This is a genomic window from Flagellimonas meishanensis, assembly GCF_019880545.1.
GTDB classification, from domain to species: Bacteria; Bacteroidota; Bacteroidia; order Flavobacteriales; family Flavobacteriaceae; genus Flagellimonas; species Flagellimonas meishanensis.
In genome coordinates this window covers 676,463-699,019 of the sequence record NZ_JAINVW010000003.1, presented here as the reverse complement: position 1 = coordinate 699,019, position 22,557 = coordinate 676,463, and the positions used below count along the sequence as shown (strand labels likewise).

At 42.9% G+C, this 22,557-nt stretch carries 18 protein-coding genes; 17 read left to right on the top strand and 1 reads right to left on the bottom strand.

Annotation, left to right across the window (positions count from 1 at the left end):
* The first annotated feature begins 60 nt into the window (after nt 1-60).
* The 3 genes from K7G75_RS11095 to K7G75_RS11085 all read left to right on the top strand — a co-directional run bounded on the left by K7G75_RS11095 (nt 61) and on the right by K7G75_RS11085 (nt 2,751).
* Nucleotides 61-450 (top strand): hypothetical protein, encoded by a 390-nt coding sequence (locus tag K7G75_RS11095; RefSeq protein WP_222984315.1) that lies wholly within the window; start codon nt 61-63, stop codon nt 448-450.
* A gap of 86 nt (nt 451-536) precedes the next feature.
* Nucleotides 537-1,943 carry a dihydrolipoyl dehydrogenase gene (gene lpdA, locus K7G75_RS11090; protein WP_222984314.1) on the top strand — a complete coding sequence of 469 codons (1,407 nt, stop codon included), beginning with the start codon at nt 537-539 and terminating at the stop codon, nt 1,941-1,943.
* Between the two features lie 64 nt (nt 1,944-2,007).
* A complete protein-coding gene (locus K7G75_RS11085) occupies nt 2,008-2,751 on the top strand; it encodes an NIPSNAP family protein (protein WP_262420333.1) in 744 nt (247 codons plus the stop codon).
* 24 nt (nt 2,752-2,775) lie between these two features.
* Here K7G75_RS11085 and K7G75_RS11080 read toward each other — a convergent pair whose 3' ends face one another.
* Nucleotides 2,776-3,978: an acyltransferase family protein gene (locus tag K7G75_RS11080; RefSeq protein WP_222984313.1), complete on the bottom strand. Its 1,203-nt coding sequence runs from the start codon at nt 3,976-3,978 to the stop codon at nt 2,776-2,778.
* A 130-nt stretch (nt 3,979-4,108) separates the two neighbouring features.
* On the opposite strand from K7G75_RS11080, the gene K7G75_RS11075 reads away from it, so the two are divergent.
* The 14 genes from K7G75_RS11075 (at nt 4,109) to K7G75_RS11010 (ending at nt 22,556) form a co-directional block, all read left to right on the top strand.
* Complete coding sequence (locus tag K7G75_RS11075) at nt 4,109-4,645, top strand: NADPH-dependent FMN reductase (RefSeq protein ID WP_222984312.1); 537 nt, start codon at nt 4,109-4,111, stop codon at nt 4,643-4,645.
* A complete protein-coding gene (locus K7G75_RS11070) occupies nt 4,642-5,949 on the top strand; it encodes an anthranilate synthase component I family protein (protein ID WP_313777829.1) in 1,308 nt (435 codons plus the stop codon). Before K7G75_RS11075 ends, K7G75_RS11070 begins: the two co-directional genes overlap by 4 nt.
* A gap of 448 nt (nt 5,950-6,397) precedes the next feature.
* On the top strand, nt 6,398-6,967 hold the full coding sequence (locus K7G75_RS11065) for a hypothetical protein (RefSeq protein WP_222984310.1): 570 nt from the start codon (nt 6,398-6,400) through the stop codon (nt 6,965-6,967).
* A gap of 44 nt (nt 6,968-7,011) precedes the next feature.
* Complete coding sequence (locus K7G75_RS11060) at nt 7,012-7,335, top strand: helix-turn-helix domain-containing protein (protein WP_222984309.1); 324 nt, start codon at nt 7,012-7,014, stop codon at nt 7,333-7,335.
* 61 nt (nt 7,336-7,396) lie between these two features.
* Nucleotides 7,397-8,224, top strand: a complete 828-nt coding sequence (locus tag K7G75_RS11055; protein WP_222984308.1) for a TlpA family protein disulfide reductase — start codon at nt 7,397-7,399, stop codon at nt 8,222-8,224.
* Nucleotides 8,225-8,271: 47 nt separating this feature from the next.
* Nucleotides 8,272-9,579, top strand: a complete 1,308-nt coding sequence (gene tilS / locus K7G75_RS11050) for a tRNA lysidine(34) synthetase TilS (RefSeq protein ID WP_222984307.1) — start codon at nt 8,272-8,274, stop codon at nt 9,577-9,579.
* Nucleotides 9,576-11,558: a thioredoxin family protein gene (locus K7G75_RS11045; protein WP_222984306.1), complete on the top strand. Its 1,983-nt coding sequence runs from the start codon at nt 9,576-9,578 to the stop codon at nt 11,556-11,558. The genes tilS and K7G75_RS11045 overlap by 4 nt, the downstream gene beginning before the upstream one ends.
* Before the next feature lie 80 nt (nt 11,559-11,638).
* Complete coding sequence (locus K7G75_RS11040) at nt 11,639-14,032, top strand: penicillin acylase family protein (protein ID WP_222984305.1); 2,394 nt, start codon at nt 11,639-11,641, stop codon at nt 14,030-14,032.
* Between the two features lie 210 nt (nt 14,033-14,242).
* Nucleotides 14,243-14,995 carry a hypothetical protein gene (locus K7G75_RS11035; protein ID WP_222984304.1) on the top strand — a complete coding sequence of 251 codons (753 nt, stop codon included), beginning with the start codon at nt 14,243-14,245 and terminating at the stop codon, nt 14,993-14,995.
* A complete protein-coding gene (locus K7G75_RS11030) occupies nt 14,992-17,760 on the top strand; it encodes a TonB-dependent receptor (RefSeq protein WP_222984303.1) in 2,769 nt (922 codons plus the stop codon). The genes K7G75_RS11035 and K7G75_RS11030 overlap by 4 nt, the downstream gene beginning before the upstream one ends.
* 2 nt (nt 17,761-17,762) lie before the next feature.
* Nucleotides 17,763-18,965: a DUF4249 domain-containing protein gene (locus K7G75_RS11025; RefSeq protein ID WP_222984302.1), complete on the top strand. Its 1,203-nt coding sequence runs from the start codon at nt 17,763-17,765 to the stop codon at nt 18,963-18,965.
* 29 nt (nt 18,966-18,994) lie between these two features.
* Nucleotides 18,995-20,161, top strand: a complete 1,167-nt coding sequence (locus tag K7G75_RS11020) for a DUF4249 domain-containing protein (protein ID WP_222984301.1) — start codon at nt 18,995-18,997, stop codon at nt 20,159-20,161.
* Nucleotides 20,158-21,339, top strand: a complete 1,182-nt coding sequence (locus K7G75_RS11015; RefSeq protein WP_262420361.1) for a DUF4249 domain-containing protein — start codon at nt 20,158-20,160, stop codon at nt 21,337-21,339. The genes K7G75_RS11020 and K7G75_RS11015 overlap by 4 nt, the downstream gene beginning before the upstream one ends.
* Nucleotides 21,336-22,556: a DUF4249 domain-containing protein gene (locus tag K7G75_RS11010; RefSeq protein ID WP_222984299.1), complete on the top strand. Its 1,221-nt coding sequence runs from the start codon at nt 21,336-21,338 to the stop codon at nt 22,554-22,556. Before K7G75_RS11015 ends, K7G75_RS11010 begins: the two co-directional genes overlap by 4 nt.
* Nucleotide 22,557 lies beyond the last annotated feature (1 nt).

Sequence of the window (22,557 nt, the reverse complement as noted above, 5' to 3'; positions counted from 1 at the left end):
GCATATGTCTAATTTTTGACTATCAAAAAACGAAGACAACCAAAAACCACTTAATTAGTCATGACATCCCGTACCCGAATTCTTCTTTCGGTATTGGCCACTCTTGTAGGGGGGCTTGCACTGATCCTGTACAATACACTTTCAAGAGATATTATCTTTAATGGGTTGAATCTCTGTTCTTCTTCGGATGTGGAACTCTTCATGGCGGGACTGTCCACTTTTGCATCGGCAAGTATTGCCGGTTTCATTGCATCCTTGATCGTGATCAGGGACAATGTATGGCCGCACTTTTTGATATCTCTGTTCATTGTGGCCAAAATGTCATTTATTCTGGTACACTTGCCATCAAATGGGCCCATTTGGTTCGAGTCCGCCCTGCAGTTGTCCCTATTGGTCGGACTTTGGTTTGGCCGTTACTGCGCACATAAGTTTCCATTGGCTCCTGTTTAATAGGAAAGTTCCCGAAAAACATTTGTATTTTTACTGCCGTTTTTATTGACGAACAGATTTAAAATTTATCCACAAAAAAATAGAGTATGAATCAATATGATGTGGCTGTCATTGGCTCTGGACCCGGAGGTTATGTGGCGGCGATTCGATGTGCCCAATTGGGAATGAAGACCGCAATAATTGAAAAGTACAGCACATTGGGTGGTACCTGCCTCAATGTGGGCTGTATTCCCTCCAAGGCCTTGTTGGATTCCTCACATCATTATGAAGATGCCATTACCCATTTTGAAGAGCATGGCATCGAAATTCCAGGGGAGGTGAAGGTGAACCTCAAACAGATGATTGCACGAAAGCAGTCCGTGGTGGACCAAACCACCAAAGGGATCCAGTTTTTGATGGATAAAAATAAAATTGATGTCTATGAAGGGCTGGGCAGTTTCAAGGATGCAACCCATATAAACATCACAAAAGGCAAAGGAAAAACGGAAACCATCGAAGCCAAGAACACCATAATAGCGACAGGTTCCAAGCCGTCAACCCTGCCATTTATCAAATTGGACAAGGAACGCATCATCACATCAACGGAAGCTTTGAAGCTCGGGGAAGTTCCCAAGCACATGATTGTAATTGGCGGAGGTGTGATCGGGTTGGAATTGGGCCAGGTATACAAGCGCTTGGGCTCCGAGGTCACCGTCGTGGAATTTATGGATAGGATCATTCCTGGAATGGATGGCGCATTGTCCAAAGAATTGATGAGGGTGTTGAAGAAACAGAGAATGAAGTTCAACCTTTCGCACAAGGTTAAATCCGTGGAGCGAAAGGGCAATCAGGTGGTAGTGAAAGCCGATGACAAAAAAGGCGAGGAAGTGACATTGACAGGGGATTACTGTCTGGTTTCGGTAGGGCGGAGACCCTACACAGAAGGCTTGAATGCGGAAGCGGCCGGGGTGAAATTGGATGATAAGGGCAGGGTAGTGGTCAATGACCATTTGCAGACCAATGTTTCTAACATTTATGCCATCGGGGATGTGGTGCGCGGTGCCATGTTGGCCCACAAGGCAGAAGAAGAGGGCACCATGGTGGCGGAACTGATAGCTGGTCAAAAGCCGCACATCAACTATAATTTGATCCCAGGAGTGGTTTATACCTGGCCAGAAGTGGCTGCTGTGGGAAAAACGGAAGAAGAGTTGAAGGAAGCCGGTGTGGACTATAAAGTGGGTCAGTTTCCCATGCGGGCGCTGGGAAGGGCCAGGGCCAGTATGGACATCGATGGATTCGTGAAAATCATTGCCGACAAAGCTACCGATGAGGTGCTCGGAGTACACATGATAGGTGCTCGATGTGCGGACCTTATCACCGAAGGCGTTACAGCCATGGAGTTTAGGGCTTCGGCCGAGGATATAGCCCGGATGAGCCATGCCCACCCAACCTATGCCGAAGCGTTAAAGGAGGCTGCCTTGGCTGCCACCGAGGATAGGGCGTTGCACATATAATCTTTTGAGCTCTAACCGTCTCTGGTTTATTTTCTTTAATTTTAGGAAATTATAATCAACCTATATGTTTCCTATTAAGAAGATTGTCCTAGCTGTATTTCTACTATGTTTTTATGTCCAAGGGCAGCAGGAGTTCTATGAACTTCGCTCCTATGAACTTACTTTTCGCAGGGATTCGAATATTCTTCACAACTATCTTAAAGATGCCCTCATTCCGGCCATGGAACGCCAAGGTGTGGAAGCTATTGGTGTTTTTAGGGAATGGCGGGTCATGCCAGATAGAATTTACGTGCTCATCCCATACGAAAGTATGGAGCAATTTCTAAAAATCAAGAATGGGCTTATTAATGATGAGGTTTATGTTGATTCCGCAAGGCCTTATCTAAAAGCCAAAGTGGAGGAATTTCCTTTCCGCGACTACACCAGCTCATTTTTTATAGCCTTTGCCGGAATGCCAAAGATTGCCAAACCCGATGATAGTGCAAGATTCTTTGAATTGCGCACTTATCTAAGCTATAATGAGGACGCCCTACGGCGAAAAGTGAAAATGTTCAACGAAAGTGAGTTTGAAATCTTTGAGGAAGTGGGATTGAATCCGCTTTTCTTTGGAGAGCAACTTATTGGTGAGGGCATGCCCAGTTTGACTTATTTCTTGGCCTTTGAATCGTTTGAAAAGCACCAGGAGAGTTGGGTCAAGTTCCTCCGGCATCCAGAATGGATACGTATCCTGAACCTGGAAGAGTACTCCAATACGGTTTCCCATATCGAGACGAAGTATTTGGAACGACTACCTTATTCCAAACTATAAAAGGTTTGTGCAATTTGTAACGGACTATTGCCCGCTGCGAACGACTCTTAGCACCCGATCTAACAAGGGGCGCACACGGACAATAATTTCCTTCAATGCTGCAAAAGCCATTTTCTGAAGGAATTCCAAGCCATTTTTTATTTGCTGGACGGTTGAAACAAGGGTCAGTTTTATCTCCTCCTCGTGTTTCTCGTATTGCAGCGAAAGATAGGTGCAAAGTATCATGAATGCCACAGCACCGGGAATGGCTATCACCGCAGGTAATCCATGATGGAAAAATTTGTAGAGCCCCAATCCGGTAAAGCTTCCGTAGAGCAGAATGAAATGCATTACGTAAATCGTCAGGGTGCTGGAGCCGATTTTCAAAATGGTGCTGTGTGTCAACAGGCTTCTAAAAACCATGAAAATTGCAAAGACAAGGAAAACATCCCCCAAACGGATAAAAAGATAGTTGTTGGACTCTATCATTCGGAAAAGCTCAATACCCGTACTGGCATACAGGTTAAAGAACAGGTTGGATGAATGGTAGACCAAAGCATACCCCAACAAAACCGAAAAGCCAATCGCTATGGGGTACAAATGCTTCAGATTCCTGAATCGGGTAAAAAACAATGCAAGGGCGGCACCAAGGGTACTGTATCCCAGCCATGGGAAAATGGTAAACACGGAACCGTTGGCCTTGGTGAAATAATTGGCCAATCCATCCGGTAAAAAGCCAAAGGTGAATTGTTTGTATAGGGGTTCAAAAAGGAACAGCACCACGGTAACCATCAATAACGATAATGGAAAAACAAAGCGCTTTCTTTTTATGGCAAGCAGGTAGATACCGATAATGGCCAGAATGGACAGGCCGATGCATTGCAGAACGTCCACCAAATAGAACCCTTCATAAATCTCGCCCTTGAGCAGCCCAAAAAGATTCAATCGTAGCAGATATCCAATCAAAAGTAACTGTAGACCACGCCGTATGCCTTTTTTTACCCTTGGATTTTCCAAGCCCTGCTGTGGTACGCGAATCAATAAATAGGTGAAGATGAAACCAGAAACCGTAAAGAAAACGGGAGCTGTGATTCCCCTAAAATAAAGCCAAGTGGTGTAAATCGGGTTGTCGGGGTTTCTAAAAATGGGATCTAGCAAACCGTCAATGAAATGGCCCTGGAGCATCATCAGAATGGCCCACGCCCTCATGGCATCTATGAAAAATAGTCTGCTGGTTTTTTCCTTCATCCCGCAATCGGTTACCCTATATACTTGTTTGACAGTACGTTTGGATGCTTTGCCCGGCAAAATTATACAAAATAGTGTCAAGTCTGTACCATTTCAAGTATTTTAGCGAAACAATCAAAGTTTTCCCTTTATGGCTGCAATTTTGGCATTCGCCGGAAGCAATTCTTCAACTTCCATCAATCATCAACTGGTAAAGTATACCATTTCCTTGTTGGAAAATCATGAGCACCAACTCCTTGATATGACCCATTATCCCTTTCCCATGTACAGTGTGGATGATGAAAAGCAGAAAGGTTTTCCCAATTCGGTGGTCGAACTCAAGGAAAGCATAGCGCAGGCTTATGGCTTAATCATTTCCGTGAATGAACACAACAGTAATCCTTCGGCCTATTTTAAGAATGTGGTTGACTGGCTTTCCCGGTTGGAGCGTAAGTTTTTGGATGGAAAATGCATATTGCTCATGTCAACCTCCGGTGGAAAGCGGGGTGCTATGGGTGCTTTGGAGGTGACCAAAAATATGCTACCGCGATTCGGTGCCGAAATCTGTTCAACATTTTCCCTGCCGTCCTATCATGAGAATTTCGACAAGGAACGGGGGATATTGGAAGAGTCATTAAAGAAAGAACACCTTGCCGCACTGCAGGCTTTTTTGGAAAGGCTAAAGTGATTCCCTTGCGAAAGCATCAAATCTTTACGATCCAAGACAGCCTCAAAATAAAGGATGCGCTGTTGGAGTGGTCCAAAAAATTTCCCTCGGTTGTTTGGTTGGACAGTAATGGGCATAAGGACCCCTATGGTTTTTTTGAGGCTGCTTTGGCAGTGGAACAGACCGATATGTCTGATGCTGGCGTAGAAAACATCGATGAATTAAGTGCTATCATCGATAAAAAGCATGATTGGCTGTTTGGCTATTTTTCATATGATTTTAAAAATGACCTTGAGGACTTGGAGTCAAGGAATTTTGATGGTCTAAGTTTCCCAAAAATCCATTTTTTTAGACCATCAAAGTTGATACTGCTCAAAGGTGGGGAACTTCATTTTCTATACCTTGAAGCCGATACCAACGATATCGATAATGACTATTTACAAATAAAGAATGCCGTTGATGGTCCAAAAGCTGTTATGGGAAGTTCCCCATCACCACGGATCCATCTCCGTGTACATAAGGATGCCTATTTTGAAAAAGTGGCGAGGCTTTTGGAGCATATCCATAGGGGAGACCTTTACGAGGCCAACCTATGCCAGGAATTTTATGCCACGGATACTGAGATTGACCCCTGGCAGACCTATTTTCGGCTGAATGAGATTTCCAGACCCCCCTTTGCGGCATTCATGCGACTTGGGGAGCGCTATTTAATGTGCGCGTCTCCCGAACGCTATTTACGAAAAATGGGACAGAATGTCATTTCCCAACCTATTAAGGGTACATCCCGACGTGGAAATAACGGAAAAGAAGACGAAGCTTTGCGCATTGCACTTTCCATGGATGAAAAAGAAAGGGCGGAGAACATTATGATCACTGATTTGGTGCGAAACGACCTATCCAAGAGCGCATTAAAAGGAAGTGTGCTCGTAGAAGAGCTCTGCAGGGTATACACGTACAAACAGGTGCACCAAATGATCTCCACTGTTATCTCAAAAGTGGCCAAGGAAAAGAACCCGCTGGAAATTATCAAACAGACCTTCCCAATGGGAAGCATGACAGGGGCACCGAAAATATCGGCCATGAAAATCATTGAAAAATTGGAGGAAACCAAGCGGGGGCTGTATAGTGGTGCTGTGGGATATTTTGCTCCCAATGGAGACTTCGATTTTAATGTAGTGATTCGGAGCATACTTTACAATGCCGCAGAAAAATATGTATCATTTTCTGTCGGAAGTGCGATCACATCAAAATCCAATCCTGAAAAGGAGTACCAGGAATGTTTGCTCAAGGCCAAGGCAATGCGCAGTGTTTTGGAAAAGGGCTGAGGCTTTTCTCTTAATATCGAAGAATTATTTTTCTAAACGCATTTGTTTGAAATTTATCAAACTGATGCTTAAAGTTTTCCATTTATTTCTTAAAACTTTATATAGTTTTATTCATCCAAAATCTATTGGGTCTGACTCTCTCTTACTTTACAATCAAAATTTCAATTCATTTCTTATTCAAATTAAGACAATAGGAATGCAGACTGCAGATTTAAAAATTTGAATATCATTTGCCTTTCATGCGAATTCTTGGTATGTTTCGATCCAAACTTACCTTCTACAAAGCTCAGTGCTTTTGTTTTGTAGGAAAATATGTTTTTTGATTTATACCAAGTATAGATGACAGGTGATGATGAACAGGATTCTCATTTGGTTCGTAATATTGCTGGCAACCATTGTAGTGCTGGCACTTTTAAGCTTCCCTAAAAAAAACAGTACGTCAAGGTTAATGACCCTATTTGTCCTAAACTTTGGGCTTCATTTCATAAATATATATTTTTCGGAATTTGCCGATCACACTATTAAAACGGATTTGAATCCCTTCTTTGCCAGCAACTACGGCCCATTCATATATCTTTATGTCAAATCCCTTGTAGATAATAGCCGAGAACCTGCTCATCGTTCGTTTTTATATTTTGTTCCCTCCCTCATTTTTTTGACATGGGCTATTTTAGATGATTTTTCGTTCCAACAACTGTTTTTTTTCACCCTCTTTATCTTGGGCTACAACATCGCCTTTACACTTGCAGCGCTGAAACATAGTTTAAAAGCGGCAACGGGGCATTCTGAGGGATTGAAAAGATGGATAGTTTATTTTCTTTTACTTTTCTTTTTACTTTGGATTGTTCTGGCAATTAACTTGTTTTTCTCGTATCGCAGCAACCTTAGCGCTCATGGCTATGCAACAACTTCAATTTTTATTCTGGCAACTTTCTTGGCGGGGTCTTTGATTTATTTTTCAATCATACTTCCTGAGATTTTCAGAGGCAGTAAAAAAAATATTCAGAATCCAACCTGACTATCGATGAGGGCAATGCAATATCCAGACGAATTGAGGAGTTTTTGGCAGAAAAAGAATATTATACAAACCCTGAAATTGGCCTCGATGAAATATCCAGGGCACTCAACATACCTCCAAAGAAAGTGTCTCAAGTTTTCAATAATTTTTTAGGTAAAAACCTGTATGATTATTTAAATACCCTACGCATTGAGAAGGCCAAGACAATGCTAGCTGACGAAGCATTGAAAAAAATTCCAATTAAAAACGTAATGTATGATTGCGGCTTTAACAATAAAGCCACCTTCAACAAGTCTTTTAAAGACCGAACAGGAATGACCCCAACCACATTCAGAAACAGCATGCAAAAAAAGGGTAAGACTGAATGAATGCTTACCCATATAATTGATTTTCAAACTAGTTTTGTTTGCAGCACTAAACATGTTTGATTTGAAAAAAGGGATTCTAGACTTTGCGGCAGGTATTGCCATAACACTCCTTGCTATATCGGTCATGCTGCTGGTAACGCTCGATTTGCGGTGGATCACACTGATTATATCACTTCTTATATTGCTCTATACCTATATCACACCCTCAAGAGAATTTAATATTATACTCACAATATTCCTTGTTTGCTTACCCATCGCCATTTTTTTTACAATTTGGATTCTTCCAGAAATTCCAAAGCTTTGGATTTCAATACCTGTATTTATATCAGCTGCCTTTGTAGGCCGCATTGCTGGAAAATATAAAAACCTGGCATTGACCATTCCACTTTACGTGCTATTCTCATTTTTCATAGTTCCCTCCTTGGTAGAGTCAGATCTTTCAGAATTCGTGAACGAGAATCCCCCAAACATTGAACTGCTTTCTCTTGATACAGGACAAAACATACAAGCGGAAAACTTTAGGGGAAAAGTTCTGGTCCTCGATTTCTTTGGTACCTGGTGCAAGCCCTGTTTGAATGAAATGAAGGAACTAAAAAAGGTTAGGGATAGTTTCAAATCCGATTCCAAGATAGAGTTTCTAATGGTTTGTACTGAGTTTGGCAATGACACACCTGAAAAGGCAATGGAATTCATGAAGAAACATGATATGGATTTTAAAACCTATTTTGATTTTGGCAACGCATCACATAAAAGCCTCGGATTTACTGGAGTACCTGCACTATTGATTATTGACAGTTCTGGTATGATAAGGTTTAAACATGAAGGGTACAACCCATCAGAGAGTTTGGACAAGAACCTTAATGAAATCATAAGGTCGTTAACGGAATAGGTGATGATAGGTTTATAACTCATGGAGTATATTCCTATTTTTGTCCAATGTTGACTGAATTTCAAGAAAAAATTGAAGCTGATTTTACCTTTTTGGTCAGGGGCAAACTTTTAGTCGCATGCAGTGGGGGAGTGGACAGCGTGGTTTTGGCCCATCTTTGTCATCGCATTGGATTGGATATCAGTTTGGCTCATTGCAACTTCAATTTACGTGGCGCTGAAAGTGATGGGGATGAAAACTTTGTTAAGGAATTGGGAAAAAACCTGGGAATCGATACCTTTTCAAAAGTTTTCGACACGCTTGGGTATTTGAACCAACATGGAGGCTCCATCCAAATGGCGGCACGGACATTACGCTATCAATGGTTCCATGGATTGCTGGAAAAAAAAGGGTTTGATTATTTGCTCACGGCACACCACGCGGACGACAATCTGGAGACATTCTTGATCAATCTGTCCAGGGGCACAGGAATTGAAGGTCTTATGGGAATACCCGCCCAAAATGGAAGAATCATCAGACCTTTGCTCCGTTTCCCAAGAAAGGTAATAGAAGATTATGCCAAGGGGGAAGGTTTGGAATGGAGGGAAGACAGCAGTAACAGGGACAACAAATACCTGAGGAATAAAATTCGCCTGGAATTGGTTCCCGTTTTAAAAGAGTTGCATCCTAACTTTCTTGACAATTTTTTGACGACACAGACCTACTTGGAGCAAACCCGGGTTTTGGCCGATCATCATCTAAAAGAACTTAAGAATAGGCTGTTCCAGCCCAAGGGAGACACCTTTATCATAACTATTGGGGAGCTGCACAAAATGGTCCCGTTGGAAGCCTATCTTTATGGATTGTTCCATGAATATGGTTTCACTGAATGGGACAATGTGAAAGGTCTTTTGGACGCCATGAGTGGTAAGGAAGTCCTTTCCAAGACCCATCGGCTTTTAAAGGACAGAACGCATCTTATACTGTCGCCGTTGCAATCGGAAGAAGATGGAGTTTATTTTATCCACGATGGAGAATCATTCGTGCAGGATCCCATACATCTGCGAATGGAAATCGTTCCAAGTCTTGGCCAAGCGACATCGAACACCATCTATTTGGATAAGGAAAAGTTAAACTTTCCGTTAGTATTAAGGAAGTGGCAAAATGGCGACTATTTTTATCCTTTTGGAATGAAGGGAAAGAAGAAGCTGTCCAAGTTTTTCAAAGATGATAAAGTGGATGTCATTTCAAAGGAAAAACAGTGGTTGCTCTGCTCGGATGATGAAATTGTCTGGGTAGTGGGCCGCAGGGCCGATGAGCGCTTTAAGATTGATGCTGCAACTCGGGAGATATTAAAGATCACATGGATTCTATGAGAATTATATTGCTTTTTTTGGCTTCATTTTGGATAAGCTCGAGCCTTTTTGCACAAACCGATGCGGAACCTGCCTTATGGTCACATGAGGTGAATCAGATCTCGGAGACCGAATACGAGCTGGTGTTCAAGGGCAAGATAATGGACGGATGGCACGTATATTCCCAATACACTGCCGAGGGAGGTTCCCTGCCCAGTGAGTTTACTTTTGAGAAGGCTGGGGAGGAATATGAGTTGATCGGGAGAACAGAGGAGGGCGAAACCATCAAGGAATACAGCGATATTTTTGAAGTGGAGGAGACTTTTTTCAAAAAGGAGGCCATCTTCATCCAAAAAATCAAACTTCTCGACCCGAATGTGCGACAACTATCGGCCAACTTGTTTTACCAAATCTGTAAGGAGGTCTGTATTCCAAAAGATTATTTGTTCCAAATTTCTTTGGATGGCAGTGCCTATGTGGATGAAGGAAAACAGTTGGACGAAAGGAGCCTGCTCATCAATGAATCCCTTCGGGTTGATATCAAGAACAAAGCACTCTTGAACCAGGGCGGAATTCAGGACTCCGAGGCAAAATCCAACCTTTGGACAATTTTTGGCTTGGGATTTTTGGGCGGACTTATTGCACTGTTGACGCCCTGCGTATTTCCAATGATTCCCTTGACCGTATCTTTTTTTACCAAACATGCCCAACAAAAAAAACACGGAGTGTTCAACGCCAGCCTTTATGGTTTTTTCATAGTGCTGATCTATTTTCTGCTCAGTTTGCCGTTTCACTTGTTTGATTCGGTGGATTCCCAGATTTTGAACACGATTGCGACCAATGTTTGGCTCAACGTGTTCTTTTTCGTGGTCTTTGTGGTCTTCGCATTCTCGTTTTTTGGATATTATGAGTTGACCCTGCCCAGTTCTTGGGCCAATAAGATGGATGCCGCATCCTCAAAGGTTGGCGGTGCACTGGGGATATTTTTTATGGCCTTGACATTGGCCATAGTCTCCTTTTCGTGTACCGGTCCCATATTGGGCGGACTATTGGGGAGCACCACCTTGGCAGCGGGCAATGTTGCCACCAATCTAAGTTCTGGCATGGTAGGCTTTGGTCTTGCACTTGCTTTGCCCTTTGGACTGTTTGCCTTGTTTCCAACTTGGCTCAATTCGCTGCCCAAATCTGGTGGTTGGATGACCACGGTAAAAGTGGTATTGGGCTTTTTGGAGCTGGCCCTGGCATTTAAGTTTCTCTCTAACGCCGATTTGGTTGGTCATTGGGGATTGTTGAAACGCGAGATATTCTTGGCAATATGGATTGTTCTGTTTCTTTTGATGACTTTGTATCTCTTCGGGCTCATCAGGTTTTCGCATGACGGACCAAAGGCAAAGATTTCCATTACACGAAAATTTTTCGGTCTATTGAGCCTGATCTTTACCACCTATTTGGTCTTGGGCCTTTTTAACCTCACCACATTAAAATTGTTGAGTGGTTTTCCACCTCCTGATTTTTACAGTGTACAACAAAAGGAAAGTGATTGCCCACTGGGATTGGATTGTTTCAAAGATTTTGACGATGGCGTTGCCCATGCAAAAGAGGTCAATAAACCAATTCTTCTCGATTTCACCGGATGGGCCTGCGTAAATTGTCGAAAAATGGAGGAGAACGTTTGGAGTCATCCAGACATTTACCAGCTGCTAAAAAACGAATACGTCCTCATTTCCCTGTATGTTGATGACAGAAAAACACTTCCCAAAGAGGAACAATTTGATTTTCAGTTTGATTCAGGTAGAATAAAGACCATTGAGACCATCGGTCAAAAATGGGGGACCTTCCAGACCATCAACTTCAATGCCGCGTCGCAACCGTACTACGTACTGCTTTCTCCAGACCTTGAACTCCTCAATGATGCCGTGCAGTATGTGGATGTTGAAACCTATGGACAATGGCTCAAATCGGGCTTGGAAAGACATCAATTATCCATGAATCGACAGTGATCCGAACCTCAATATTTTTTTCACATTATACAAAATAGATTACCTTAGGGTAACTAATTGACATAACCTAAAGAACCCCCGTGAAAAAATTAAAGAAAGTGCTCTGGGCGATTGCAGGGCTGTTAGTGCTTGCAATCATCGGATTGGCCATATTTGTTCAAACACTGAAACCCGATTACAAGGGGGAAAAGACATTGCCCGGTCTCCAGGAAGACGTCAATGTTTTCTTTGACACTTATGGCATCCCGCACATCTATGCCAAAAATGAGCTGGATGCCCAAAAGGCATTGGGTTATGTTCATGCGCAGGACAGGCTTTGGCAAATGGAGCTATTGCGAAGATTGGCAAAGGGAGGTCTCTCGGAAGTCTTTGGGGCCGATTTGGTGGACACGGACAAATTTTTTCTTTCCCTCGGCATTGATGAGCATACCAATGAAACGTTGGCAGCACTAAATCCTGATGACAGGATGGTAAGCCTTTGCCAAGCCTATCTGGATGGCATAAACACCTTTATTGAACATGGCCCGACACCTATAGAGTTTTACCTGACGGGATTGGAGAAGAAACCGTTTGCCTTGGACGATGTCTACAATGTGGTCGGCTATATGGCCTTCAGCTTTGCAATGGGGCACAAAACGGACCCATTGTTGACCAGCATTCAGGAGGAGTTGGGCGAGCAGTACATCAATGACCTGGCTATCTATTCGGATACATCCACCGTTTGGATTAAAAATTATAAAAACAACATTCCAGATTCCATAGGAACGCAAATAACGGCAAGTGCCACAAGGGCATTGCAAAAACTCCCGGTGCCACTGTTCGTTGGAAGTAACAGTTGGGTTCTGTCTCCCTCCAAAACCAAAAATGGAAAAGTAATCTTGGCAAACGACCCCCATATCGGTTTTGCCCAACCTTCGGTTTGGTACGAAGCCCATGTGATAACCCCCAACTATGAAAAATATGGATATCATTTGGGGGGAGTCCCGTTCCCGTTGCTAGGGCATAACAGAAATCTGGCCTACGGCCTTACTATGTTACAGAACGACGACCTTAATTTTTATTATGAAGAGACCCATCCACAGGACAGCACAAAATATCGGACCGAAAACGGGTGGGAGAACTATGGGTACATCACCAATACCATAAAAGTAAAGGATGGCGACGATATAACTTATACGTATAAGAAAACACGACATGGACCCATTTTGAATGGAATTGCCGCCCAAATTGAGGACAAACGGCCTGTTGCAATGTCATGGGTGTATGTTACGCAAAAAAACGAAGTGATGCATGGGCTGTATGAGCTGAGCCATGCAGAAAACATAACAGAATTTCAAAGCGCATTGCCCAAGATTCATGCACCAGGTCTGAACGTGATGTATGGAGATGCTGAGGGAAATGTGGCCTGGTGGGCCACCGCAAAGCTGTACCAGATGCCGGATAGCATTTCAACAAAATTCATTCTCGATGGAACCTCCGGAACACAGGAGCCCAAACGTTTTCTTGATTTTTCGGAAAATCCAAGCGCTGTGAATCCACCTTGGCAGTATGTGTACTCCGCAAATAATCAACCCGATTCCTCCGCCGGGATGTTATACCCAGGCTATTATCTTCCTGAAAACAGGGCCAAGCGAATTGTCCAGTTATTGGATAATAAGAATGATTGGGACAAGGAAGCCACAGCGGGTATGATATTGGACGTAACCTCCTCCGTGAACCCAAGTTTGGTGACCGAGCTCATTAAATTGGTGGATGTTTCCATACTTACCGAAGAACAGCTGGTTTGGGTGGATGCACTTAAAAATTGGGATGGGAGCTATCCGTTGGATGGCATTAGCCCGACCTTGTTCCACCGTACGGAATATTACATGCTTAAGAACACTTTTGAAGATGAATTGGGCTCGGAACGATTCAATCAGTTGTTGGCGACCCATCTTGTAAAACGCCACATTGCATGGGGTGCCCAAATGGAAGATGGCGTATGGTGGGACAATGTGAACACGGAAGAAATGGTTGAGACCCGATTGGAAATCTTGATAAAATCATTTGATGACGCATGGAATTCCCTTGTTGAGGATTTTGGACCTGACCCAAATCAGTGGCAGTGGCGAAAAGTGCACACATTGGAGCACCAGCACCCCATAGGAAAGGTGGAGGCGCTGCGCGGTTTTTTCAATGTTGGCCCTTTTCCGGTAGAGGGAACCAGGGAGGTGATCAACAATATGGCCTTTCCCTATGATAGTACTGGGATGTACAAGGTAAACTCTGGACCGTCAACCCGTCGCATTATCGATTTTTCCGATATAGAGAACAGCATCAGTATATTGCCCACAGGGCAGTCTGGCAATCCTTTTAGCAAACATTACGAAGATCAAGCAAAGCTCTATATTCAAGGAAAGTTCAGGAAAATGATGATGAACAAAAATGAAATAGAGCAGAATGCGTCCTCCTTGTTAAAATTAAGGCCACAATAAGTCCCAAAAAGGATTAAAAATTGCACAATGGTTGAAGATACCTTTATTAAAAGAAAGGTGTCCCCCTAAAAAGGATGACAATTCCCTATTATTTTTATAGATTATTCATTTTTTTTGGTTTTCTTAGAAGTCAGGATTTTTATCGGTATTTTAGATACGGATATCAAACTTTATTTGATTTCTAGACCAATTCATCAACCAAAAAAGAATATGAGAACACAATTAAGGGGTCTCTTATCCCCGATTTTTTTACTTGGCTGCTTTTTTACTGTTTTTTCCCAAGAGCAAAACTATATAGCATACTACAATGCCTATGATTCAGAAGTGGGCATAGAGAACACGGGGCTGTACCAAGGGGAGGTTTATGAGGAGAAGTATAGGACCATTAATGAACAGACCCAGTTTTTTAGAACGCTTGACTTCCAAAAGGGAAATGTATGTTACGACGGGCAATGTTATTTTGATGTTGACCTTAAATATGATTCATATGAAGATGAAGTCTTGCTTAAGCTTATTTCGTCCGCGGGTGGAGGAACCCTGCGATTGTTCAAGGATTACATCGATAGCTTTGAGCTTGGCGGGCTTAGTTTTTTTAAGTTGACAGAGCAACAGGCCCCTGGGCTCAACGCTTATGGTTTTTATGCAAAGGCGATGGAATCTCCTACATTCACACTTTACACCAAGTACACCAAAAAAAGTTTTGAGAGAAAGGATAGGAGCTCTATCTATTATGAATTTTTGGAAGGCCCTTCGGAATATGTGTTGTTACATAAGGGCAGCTACCATATCGTGAATACAAAAGGGAATATAATAGATCTGTTCCCAAATCAGAAAAGGCAGATTGACCGATTCTATCGAATTGCCAAAAGCCTCAGAAGAACGGATCCCGACCAATTTCAGGTCAGTTTGGTCAGGCGAATAGAAACCCTCCTTAACCAATCCAATAAACCAGTAGAAGAATGAAAAGAGTAATAATTGTTTTCCTGCTCTTTATGGGCATGCAATACGTTGGTGCCCAAACAGAGGTCCCGCGCATTTCAGTTTCGTTTGCCAATACTCCGGCCGAAGATGCCCTTTCTGAAATTGAGAGCAAGACCTCATATAGCTTCTTCTACTTGTCAGATTGGTTAAAAGGTCTTAGGGTGACCGGAAGTTTTCAAGATGTCCCTATCAGCACAGTGCTTGAAAGTATTTTTAAGGATACCGTGCTCAATTACTTCATCATGGATTCCGAAAGGATATACCTCATGCAGAACAATCAGATATACGATGCGCTTCCCAACGACTTTTTTGGGGCCCAAGAGCAAGTTGAGGATGACTTTCCACAATATGACCAACTTCAGGATATTGGCCCTCTTTTTGTAGGCAGTGATGATAATAACAGGGGACTGCAAGTGGTAAAAATAGGCCGTGAGAATCGGAACAGTAGGCGACGAAGCTTTACACTTAACGGAAGGGCCTTGAATGCCCGGAGCGGACAACCCATACCCGACCTGGCAATTATTGTTGAAGGAAAAGATATAGGTACTTCCACCAATGCCAACGGAAACTACAGTCTGGAACTGCCCATTGGGGAAAATATCATCACTACTAGAGGATTGGGTATAGAGGAATCTCGTACCAAGGTCATTTTGTACAATGACGGTTCCCACGACTTTCAATTGGATGAGAGTGTTGAGGCATTGGATGAGGTTGTGGTACAGGCAAACATTGATAGAAATGTGGAAACCGCCATAACGGGCGTAACGCTTATTGAGGTTGAAAAGATCAAAAACATACCGTTGGTACTTGGTGAAAGGGACGTGCTCAAGGCTGCGATTACCCTTCCGGGCATTACAACGGCTGGTGAAGGTGCTTCAGGATATAATGTACGTGGTGGACGTACAGACCAAAACCTGATTTTGCTCGACAATGGGGTCATCTACAATCCATCCCACTTTTTTGGCATATTCTCCGCAATCAATCCATTTACCACGGGAGCGGTCGAAATTTTTAAGGGACATATTCCAGCCGAATTTGGAGGTAGACTTTCTTCGGTTTTCGACATTACGTCCAAGGATGCCAATACCGAAAAGTTTGCTGGAGAGGCCTCCATAGGCCCTGTTACCAGCAACATTGTTTTGGAGACACCCATAATAAAGGATAAAGCCGCACTGATGGTAGGGGGTAGGGCCACATATTCCGATTGGATTTTGGAAACCTTGGATGACGAGCAGCTTAATAACAGTACCGCATCCTTTTTTGACGTACTGGCCAAGTACAACCACACCATAAACGAAAATAATGAGATAAAGGCAACGGGCTACTTCAGTCGGGATGAATTCAGTATTACCTCCGATTCCATTTTCGATTATAGCAACAGGTTGGTCTCATTGGGATGGGATCACAAGTTCAGCGAAAAGACAACAGGAAGCCTCATCCTATCAAATAGTGAGTATAGGTTCGGTATTGAATTTGATGGTGAATCCAATAACGATTTTGACCTTGGCTACAAGAACAACGAAACTGAGTTCAAATACCGGATGAAGTACATTCCTGGCGGAAAACATACATTGGATTTTGGGATTGCCAGCAAACTCTATGTAGTAGACCCTGGTAATATAGACCCCTTGGGTGCGGATTCCGACGTTTCCTCTTTGGTCATTCCCCGAGAAAAGGGTTTGGAGTCTGCGGTGTTCATATCGGATAGCTATAAGGTCAACGATAAGCTTTTGATAGATATGGGGTTACGGTTTTCTTTTTATGCCGCATTGGGAGCGGGGCAACAACGCATTTATCAGGATAATGCCCCTAGAAACAGTGGCACCCTTGTAGAGACCCAGGAGTTTGATGAGAATGAGGTGATAGAGACCTTTGGTGGGCCCGAGGTTCGGCTTTCGGCCCGGTATTTTTTGGCACCCGACTTTTCCGTCAAGGCCAGTGTGAACAATGCCTTTCAGTACATACACACGCTGTCCAACAATACTACGGTATCACCGACAGATACCTGGAAGCTATCGGACCTTAATATCAAGCCACAGGAAGCCTATCAGGCCTCATTGGGGTTTTATAAAAACTTTGATGGGAATAAATACGAACTGAGCCTGGAGGGCTATTACAAAGAGCAACGCAATTTGCTGGATTATAAGGTCGGGGCTCAATTGTTGCTCAATGAGGCCATAGAACAGGAAGTGCTACAGGGCGATGGCCAGGCATACGGAGTGGAGTTCTTGGTGAAAAAGAATGAAGGAAAACTGAACGGGTGGTTGGGTTATACCTATTCCCGTTCCTTTGTGAAACTAGATAGCGAGTTCAATGAAGAGCGCATTAACAATGGTGAGTTTTTTCCATCCAATTTTGACAAGCCACACGACATTAGCGTCGTAGCAAATTATAAGTTCACAAGAAGGTTCAGTGCTTCTGCCAATTTCGTATATCAAACCGGCAGGCCGGTAACTTTTCCAATTGGCAGCTTTGCATTCAACAATTCAGAATTTGTTTTTTATAGTGACAGGAACAAATTCAGAATTCCCGATTACTACCGTTTGGACCTCAGTTTCAACATGGAAGGGAATCATAAGATCAAAAAATTTGCACATAGTTTTTGGAGTTTTTCCATTTACAACGTGTTGGGAAGGAACAATCCCTATTCGGTGTTTTTTGTAACGGAAGATGGCGATATCAAAGCGTTTCAGAGTTCCATATTCGCTATTCCGGTGCCAACTATTACATATAATTTTAAGTTTTAAACATGTCGAGTGCAATTGGAAAATTTGTTATTGTTGGCCAGTGTTTCATATTGCTCCTGGTGACCTCATGTATAGAACCGTTCAACGCTACATTTGAGGATTTCGAGAGCGCTTTGGTCATTGAAGCGACCATAACCAATGAGACCAAACAACAGGAAATTTTTCTTACCAGGTCATATGAGTTTGATGATGAAGGCCCAACACCTGAGGTCAATGCCAATGTCAGTATCAATGATTCTGAAGGCAACACATATGTTTTTGAAGATCAGGGGAACGGACTTTATCTATCCACCGAGACTTTCGCAGCTGAATCGGGTCAGGATTATCAACTTTCAGTGACCACCAGGGATGGAAGAAGTTATCGTTCGGATCAGGTCCAACTAAAGACAGGAACGGGCATAGATCAGATTACTGCCGAGCGGATTACTGATGATGACGGCCAGGATGGGATGGCCATATTGGTGGATAGTTTTGACCCTAGCGGCACCTCCAAAAACTATAGATACGAGTATGAGGAGACCTATCGGGTAATAGCACCCACTTGGTGGCCCATCAAATTGGTGCCAGAAGCAGAATTTGGATGCAACATGATTTTGGTTGCCAACAATGACTTGGCTCGTGTCTGTTATCCTACAAACAGATCAAACCAAATAATCTTGACATCCACCGAGGATTTGGCTGAAGACAGGGTTGATAATTTTATGGTCAGATTCATCAGTAGCGAAAACTATATAATCTCTCATAGATATAGCATTTTGGTGCGGCAATATGTGCAATCCGATGAGGCTTTCAATTTTTATAGCACCCTTTTGGAGTTTTCCAGCTCAGAAAGTCTGTTTTCCCAAACGCAACCCGGGTTTTTGCAAGGAAATGTGTTCTCCAATGACAATTCGGAAGAACGCGTACTTGGATTTTTCGAGGTGAGTACGGTATCAGAACAACGAATCTTTTTCAATTACGACGATTTTTACCCAGGAGAGGAACTCCCGCCTTATGTGGATCCCTGTGGCACCAGTGCCCCGGTCATCGCCAATATGGGGGGCTGTGTCCTACGGCCGCTCATCGAAAGTGGTGCAGGGGTATATGCCGGAGATAGCGGTGCCCAACCAAGTGACAATCAAGGCCCATATCTTGTTACACGAAGGGTATGTGGCGACTGCAGCGTGCTTGGACCTCCTGAAATTCCGGAATTTTGGACAGAATGAAATCACACACAAAAAAATATCACTTACTAATGGCCCTAATAATAGGAGGGTTTTTTCAGGGTTGCATAGAACCTTTTGATGCCACTTTTGTGGATTTTGAAAGTGCCTTGGTAATCGATGCATCAATCACCAACGAAACAAAACAACAACAAATCATTCTTACAAGGACATTTGAGTTTGAAGCAGATGGCCCCATACCAGAAAGCAATGCTGATGTACGTATCATTGACTCGGCAGGAAACATCTACACTTTTGAGGAGGAAAACAATGGAATATATCGCTCCACTGAGGTCTTTGCGGCACAACCTGGAGTGGATTATGAGCTTTCCATCACTACATCAAATGGTAGAAATTATGGATCGGACACCGCACGGTTAACCACCGCAACCACTATAGATGGGTTGTCAGCAGAGCGTGTAATTACAGATATCGGTAATGATGGGATGGCCATATTGGTGGATAGTTTTGACCCTAGCGGAACCTCCAAAAACTATAGGTACGAATACGAGGAGACGTATAGGGTAATTGCACCGACCTGGACACCGATTTCGCTTGTTGGAAACCCAGAAGGAGGCTGTGACGTCATAAAAGTACCTAACAGCACCGATGAAGAAATATGTTACCCAACGGTTGGCTCAACTGACATTATTTTGACCTCTACCGAAGATTTGGAAGAGGATCGGGTCAGTAAGTTTAGAGTCCACTTTATAAGTAGGGACAATTTCATTATCTCACATAGGTACAGTATTTTGGTCCGTCAGTTTGTTCTATCCAATGAAGCCTTCACCTTTTTTGAAACGCTAAGAGAGCTCTCTAGTTCGGAAAGTCTTTTTTCACAAATTCAACCAGGGCTATTGCAGGGCAATGTATTCTCGAGGGAGAACCGAGACGAGAATGTGTTGGGATATTTTGACGTTAGCTCCGTGACAGAGGAGCGCCTTTTTTTCAACTATGACGATTTTTATCCTGGAGAGGATTTACCTCCATATGTTGAACCATGCAACGGAAGTACACCCGTAATAGAGAATGAGGGAGGCTGTGTGCTCAGGCCTATTTTGGAATCCGGTGCCGGCATTTATGCCGCTGACAATGCGCTTGCAAGTGTAAATGAAGGTCCTTATTTGATTGTTCCCAGAATTTGTGGGGACTGTAGCGTGTTGGGAACCTCTGAAATCCCTGAATTTTGGATAGAATGACATGGGATAGAGTCACATACCGTTTTTTCTCGCCCATTTTTATGGGGGGAATGCTCTGTGGTTGTATAGAACCCTTTGAGGCGACTTTTATCGATTTTGAGAGCGTTTTGGTGGTCGATGCGACCCTGACCAATGAGATAAAGCAGCAACAAATAATTCTTACCCGCACCTACGAACTTGAGGCAGACGGGCCAATTGGGGAATCAGGAGCCCTACTTCAGGTAGTTGCGGGCAACGGTGTGAGTTTTGACTTTATAGAATCGGAAAACGGCAATTATTTTTCCGAACTACCCTTTGCGGCCCAACCAAATACCCAATACACCCTTTTCATCACCACCAGGGATGGCAGTGTCTACCAATCTGAAGAAGCGGCAATGGGGAATATGTCACAGATTGACAGCTTATATGCACAACGTATTATTAATGATTTTGGAGAAGAGGGGATAGGTATCTTTTTAAACACACGCGGTATTGGTGACAGCACCAATTTTTATCGCTATGAGTATGAGGAGACCTATAAAATAGTTGCACCCTTTTATACAAATGATGATTTGAGTTTAAGCGATGAAGGTGCCATCATCATCACTCCTAGACCACCGGAAGAATTGACCTGTTTTCCGAGTGCGACCTCAAATACTATTATTTTAGCAGATACTGAAGATTTGGATGATGTTAATGTGACCAATTTTCTGGTTCGCTTTATAAACAGAAATAATTACATTATCACTCACAGATATAGCATCTTGGTAAGACAATACAGTCAGTCCCAGGAGCCGCATACTTTTTATAAAAACCTGAGCAATTTTGCCACGTCCGAGAATCTTTTCTCAGAAACTCAACCTGGATTTTTGAGTGGTAATCTATCTTCAAAAGCAAATAGCGTAAACAAAGTATTGGGTTATTTTAATGTTGCGGCTATCGATGAAAAACGAATTTTCTTTAATTACGAGGACTTTTTCCCAGGTGAACGTTTGCCGCCTTATGTGAATCCATGTAATTTATCATCTCCACCCGATGATAAGATACCAAGTCAAGTAAGGCTGAATCTAATAAAATATGTAAAGGATAATGATGGAGAATTTACAGGACCAGTCGGATCTTACATTATTGTTCCTAGAGTTTGCGGTGATTGTACGGTCTTAGGTTCCCCAGAAATCCCTGAATTTTGGATAGAATGACATGGGAAAAGGTGACATATCGTTTTTTCTCTCCCATTTTTATGGGAGGTCTGCTCTATGGCTGCATAGAGCCCTTTGAGGCAACTTTCGAGGATTTTGAAAGTGCTTTGGTCGTGGAGGCTACCATAACCAACGAATTAAAGAACCAAGAAGTATTCCTATCCCGTACTTTTGAATTTGAAGCTGACGGACCCACCGCAGAATCCAATGCCAATGTTCTGGTCGAGGACCAATCCGGGAACACCTTCACCTTTCGGGACATGGGTAATGGCAACTATGTTTCCGCAGTACCTTTTGCTGCCGAGACAGGCAACACCTACAGGCTATCGATTACTACTCAGGATGGTAGGAGTTATGCTTCGCAATCAGTTGCATTGAACACTGAAACAAACATCGATGAATTACGTGCTGAGCGCACACAAAATGGTTTTGGAGAGGATGGGATAGCCATTTTATTGGATACCAATGATTCACAGAACCAATCTAAATACTATCGTTTCACGTATGGAGAAACGTTCCGAATTGAGGCTCCTTTATGGAGTCCTAATAGTTTAGCCGCAGATACGGATCCTGAAGCAGTTCCATGTGGGGTAAAGGTTTTGCAACAGACCCGCAACATTAGTGAAAGTATCTGTTATGCCTCAGTTGCTTCAAACGGAATCATTTTGGCAAATACTGAAGGTTTTTCAGAAGATCGCTTGGATGATTTTAGGGTACGCTTCATCAATAGAGACAATTATTTCATATCCCATAGATATAGCATTTTGGTTAAACAGTTTGTGCTATCAAATGAGGCCTATACCTTCTATGAAACCTTACAAGAGTTTTCAGGTAGTGAGAGTCTTTTCTCCGAAACACAGCCAGGGTTTTTAGTTGGAAATGTTTCATCTGAAACTAATCAAGAAGAGAAAGTATTGGGATATTTTGATGTGTCACCTGTTGCGGAGCAGCGTATTTTCTTTAATTATGAAGACTTTTATCCTAATGAAAATCTGCCTCCATATATAGAACCTTGTAATCTAGCAGCACCTGTCTTATCAAGAGGCGTACCTCCGGTATGCGTTTTGCTTAATTTGGTTGAAAGTGAATTGGTCGCTTACGTGGAAGAAAATCAAAGTGGAGGCCCTAACGAAGGTCCATATATAGTTGTCCCAAAAGTCTGCGGGGACTGCACAAGTATTGGTAGTTCAACACCACCCGAATTTTGGATGGAATAAT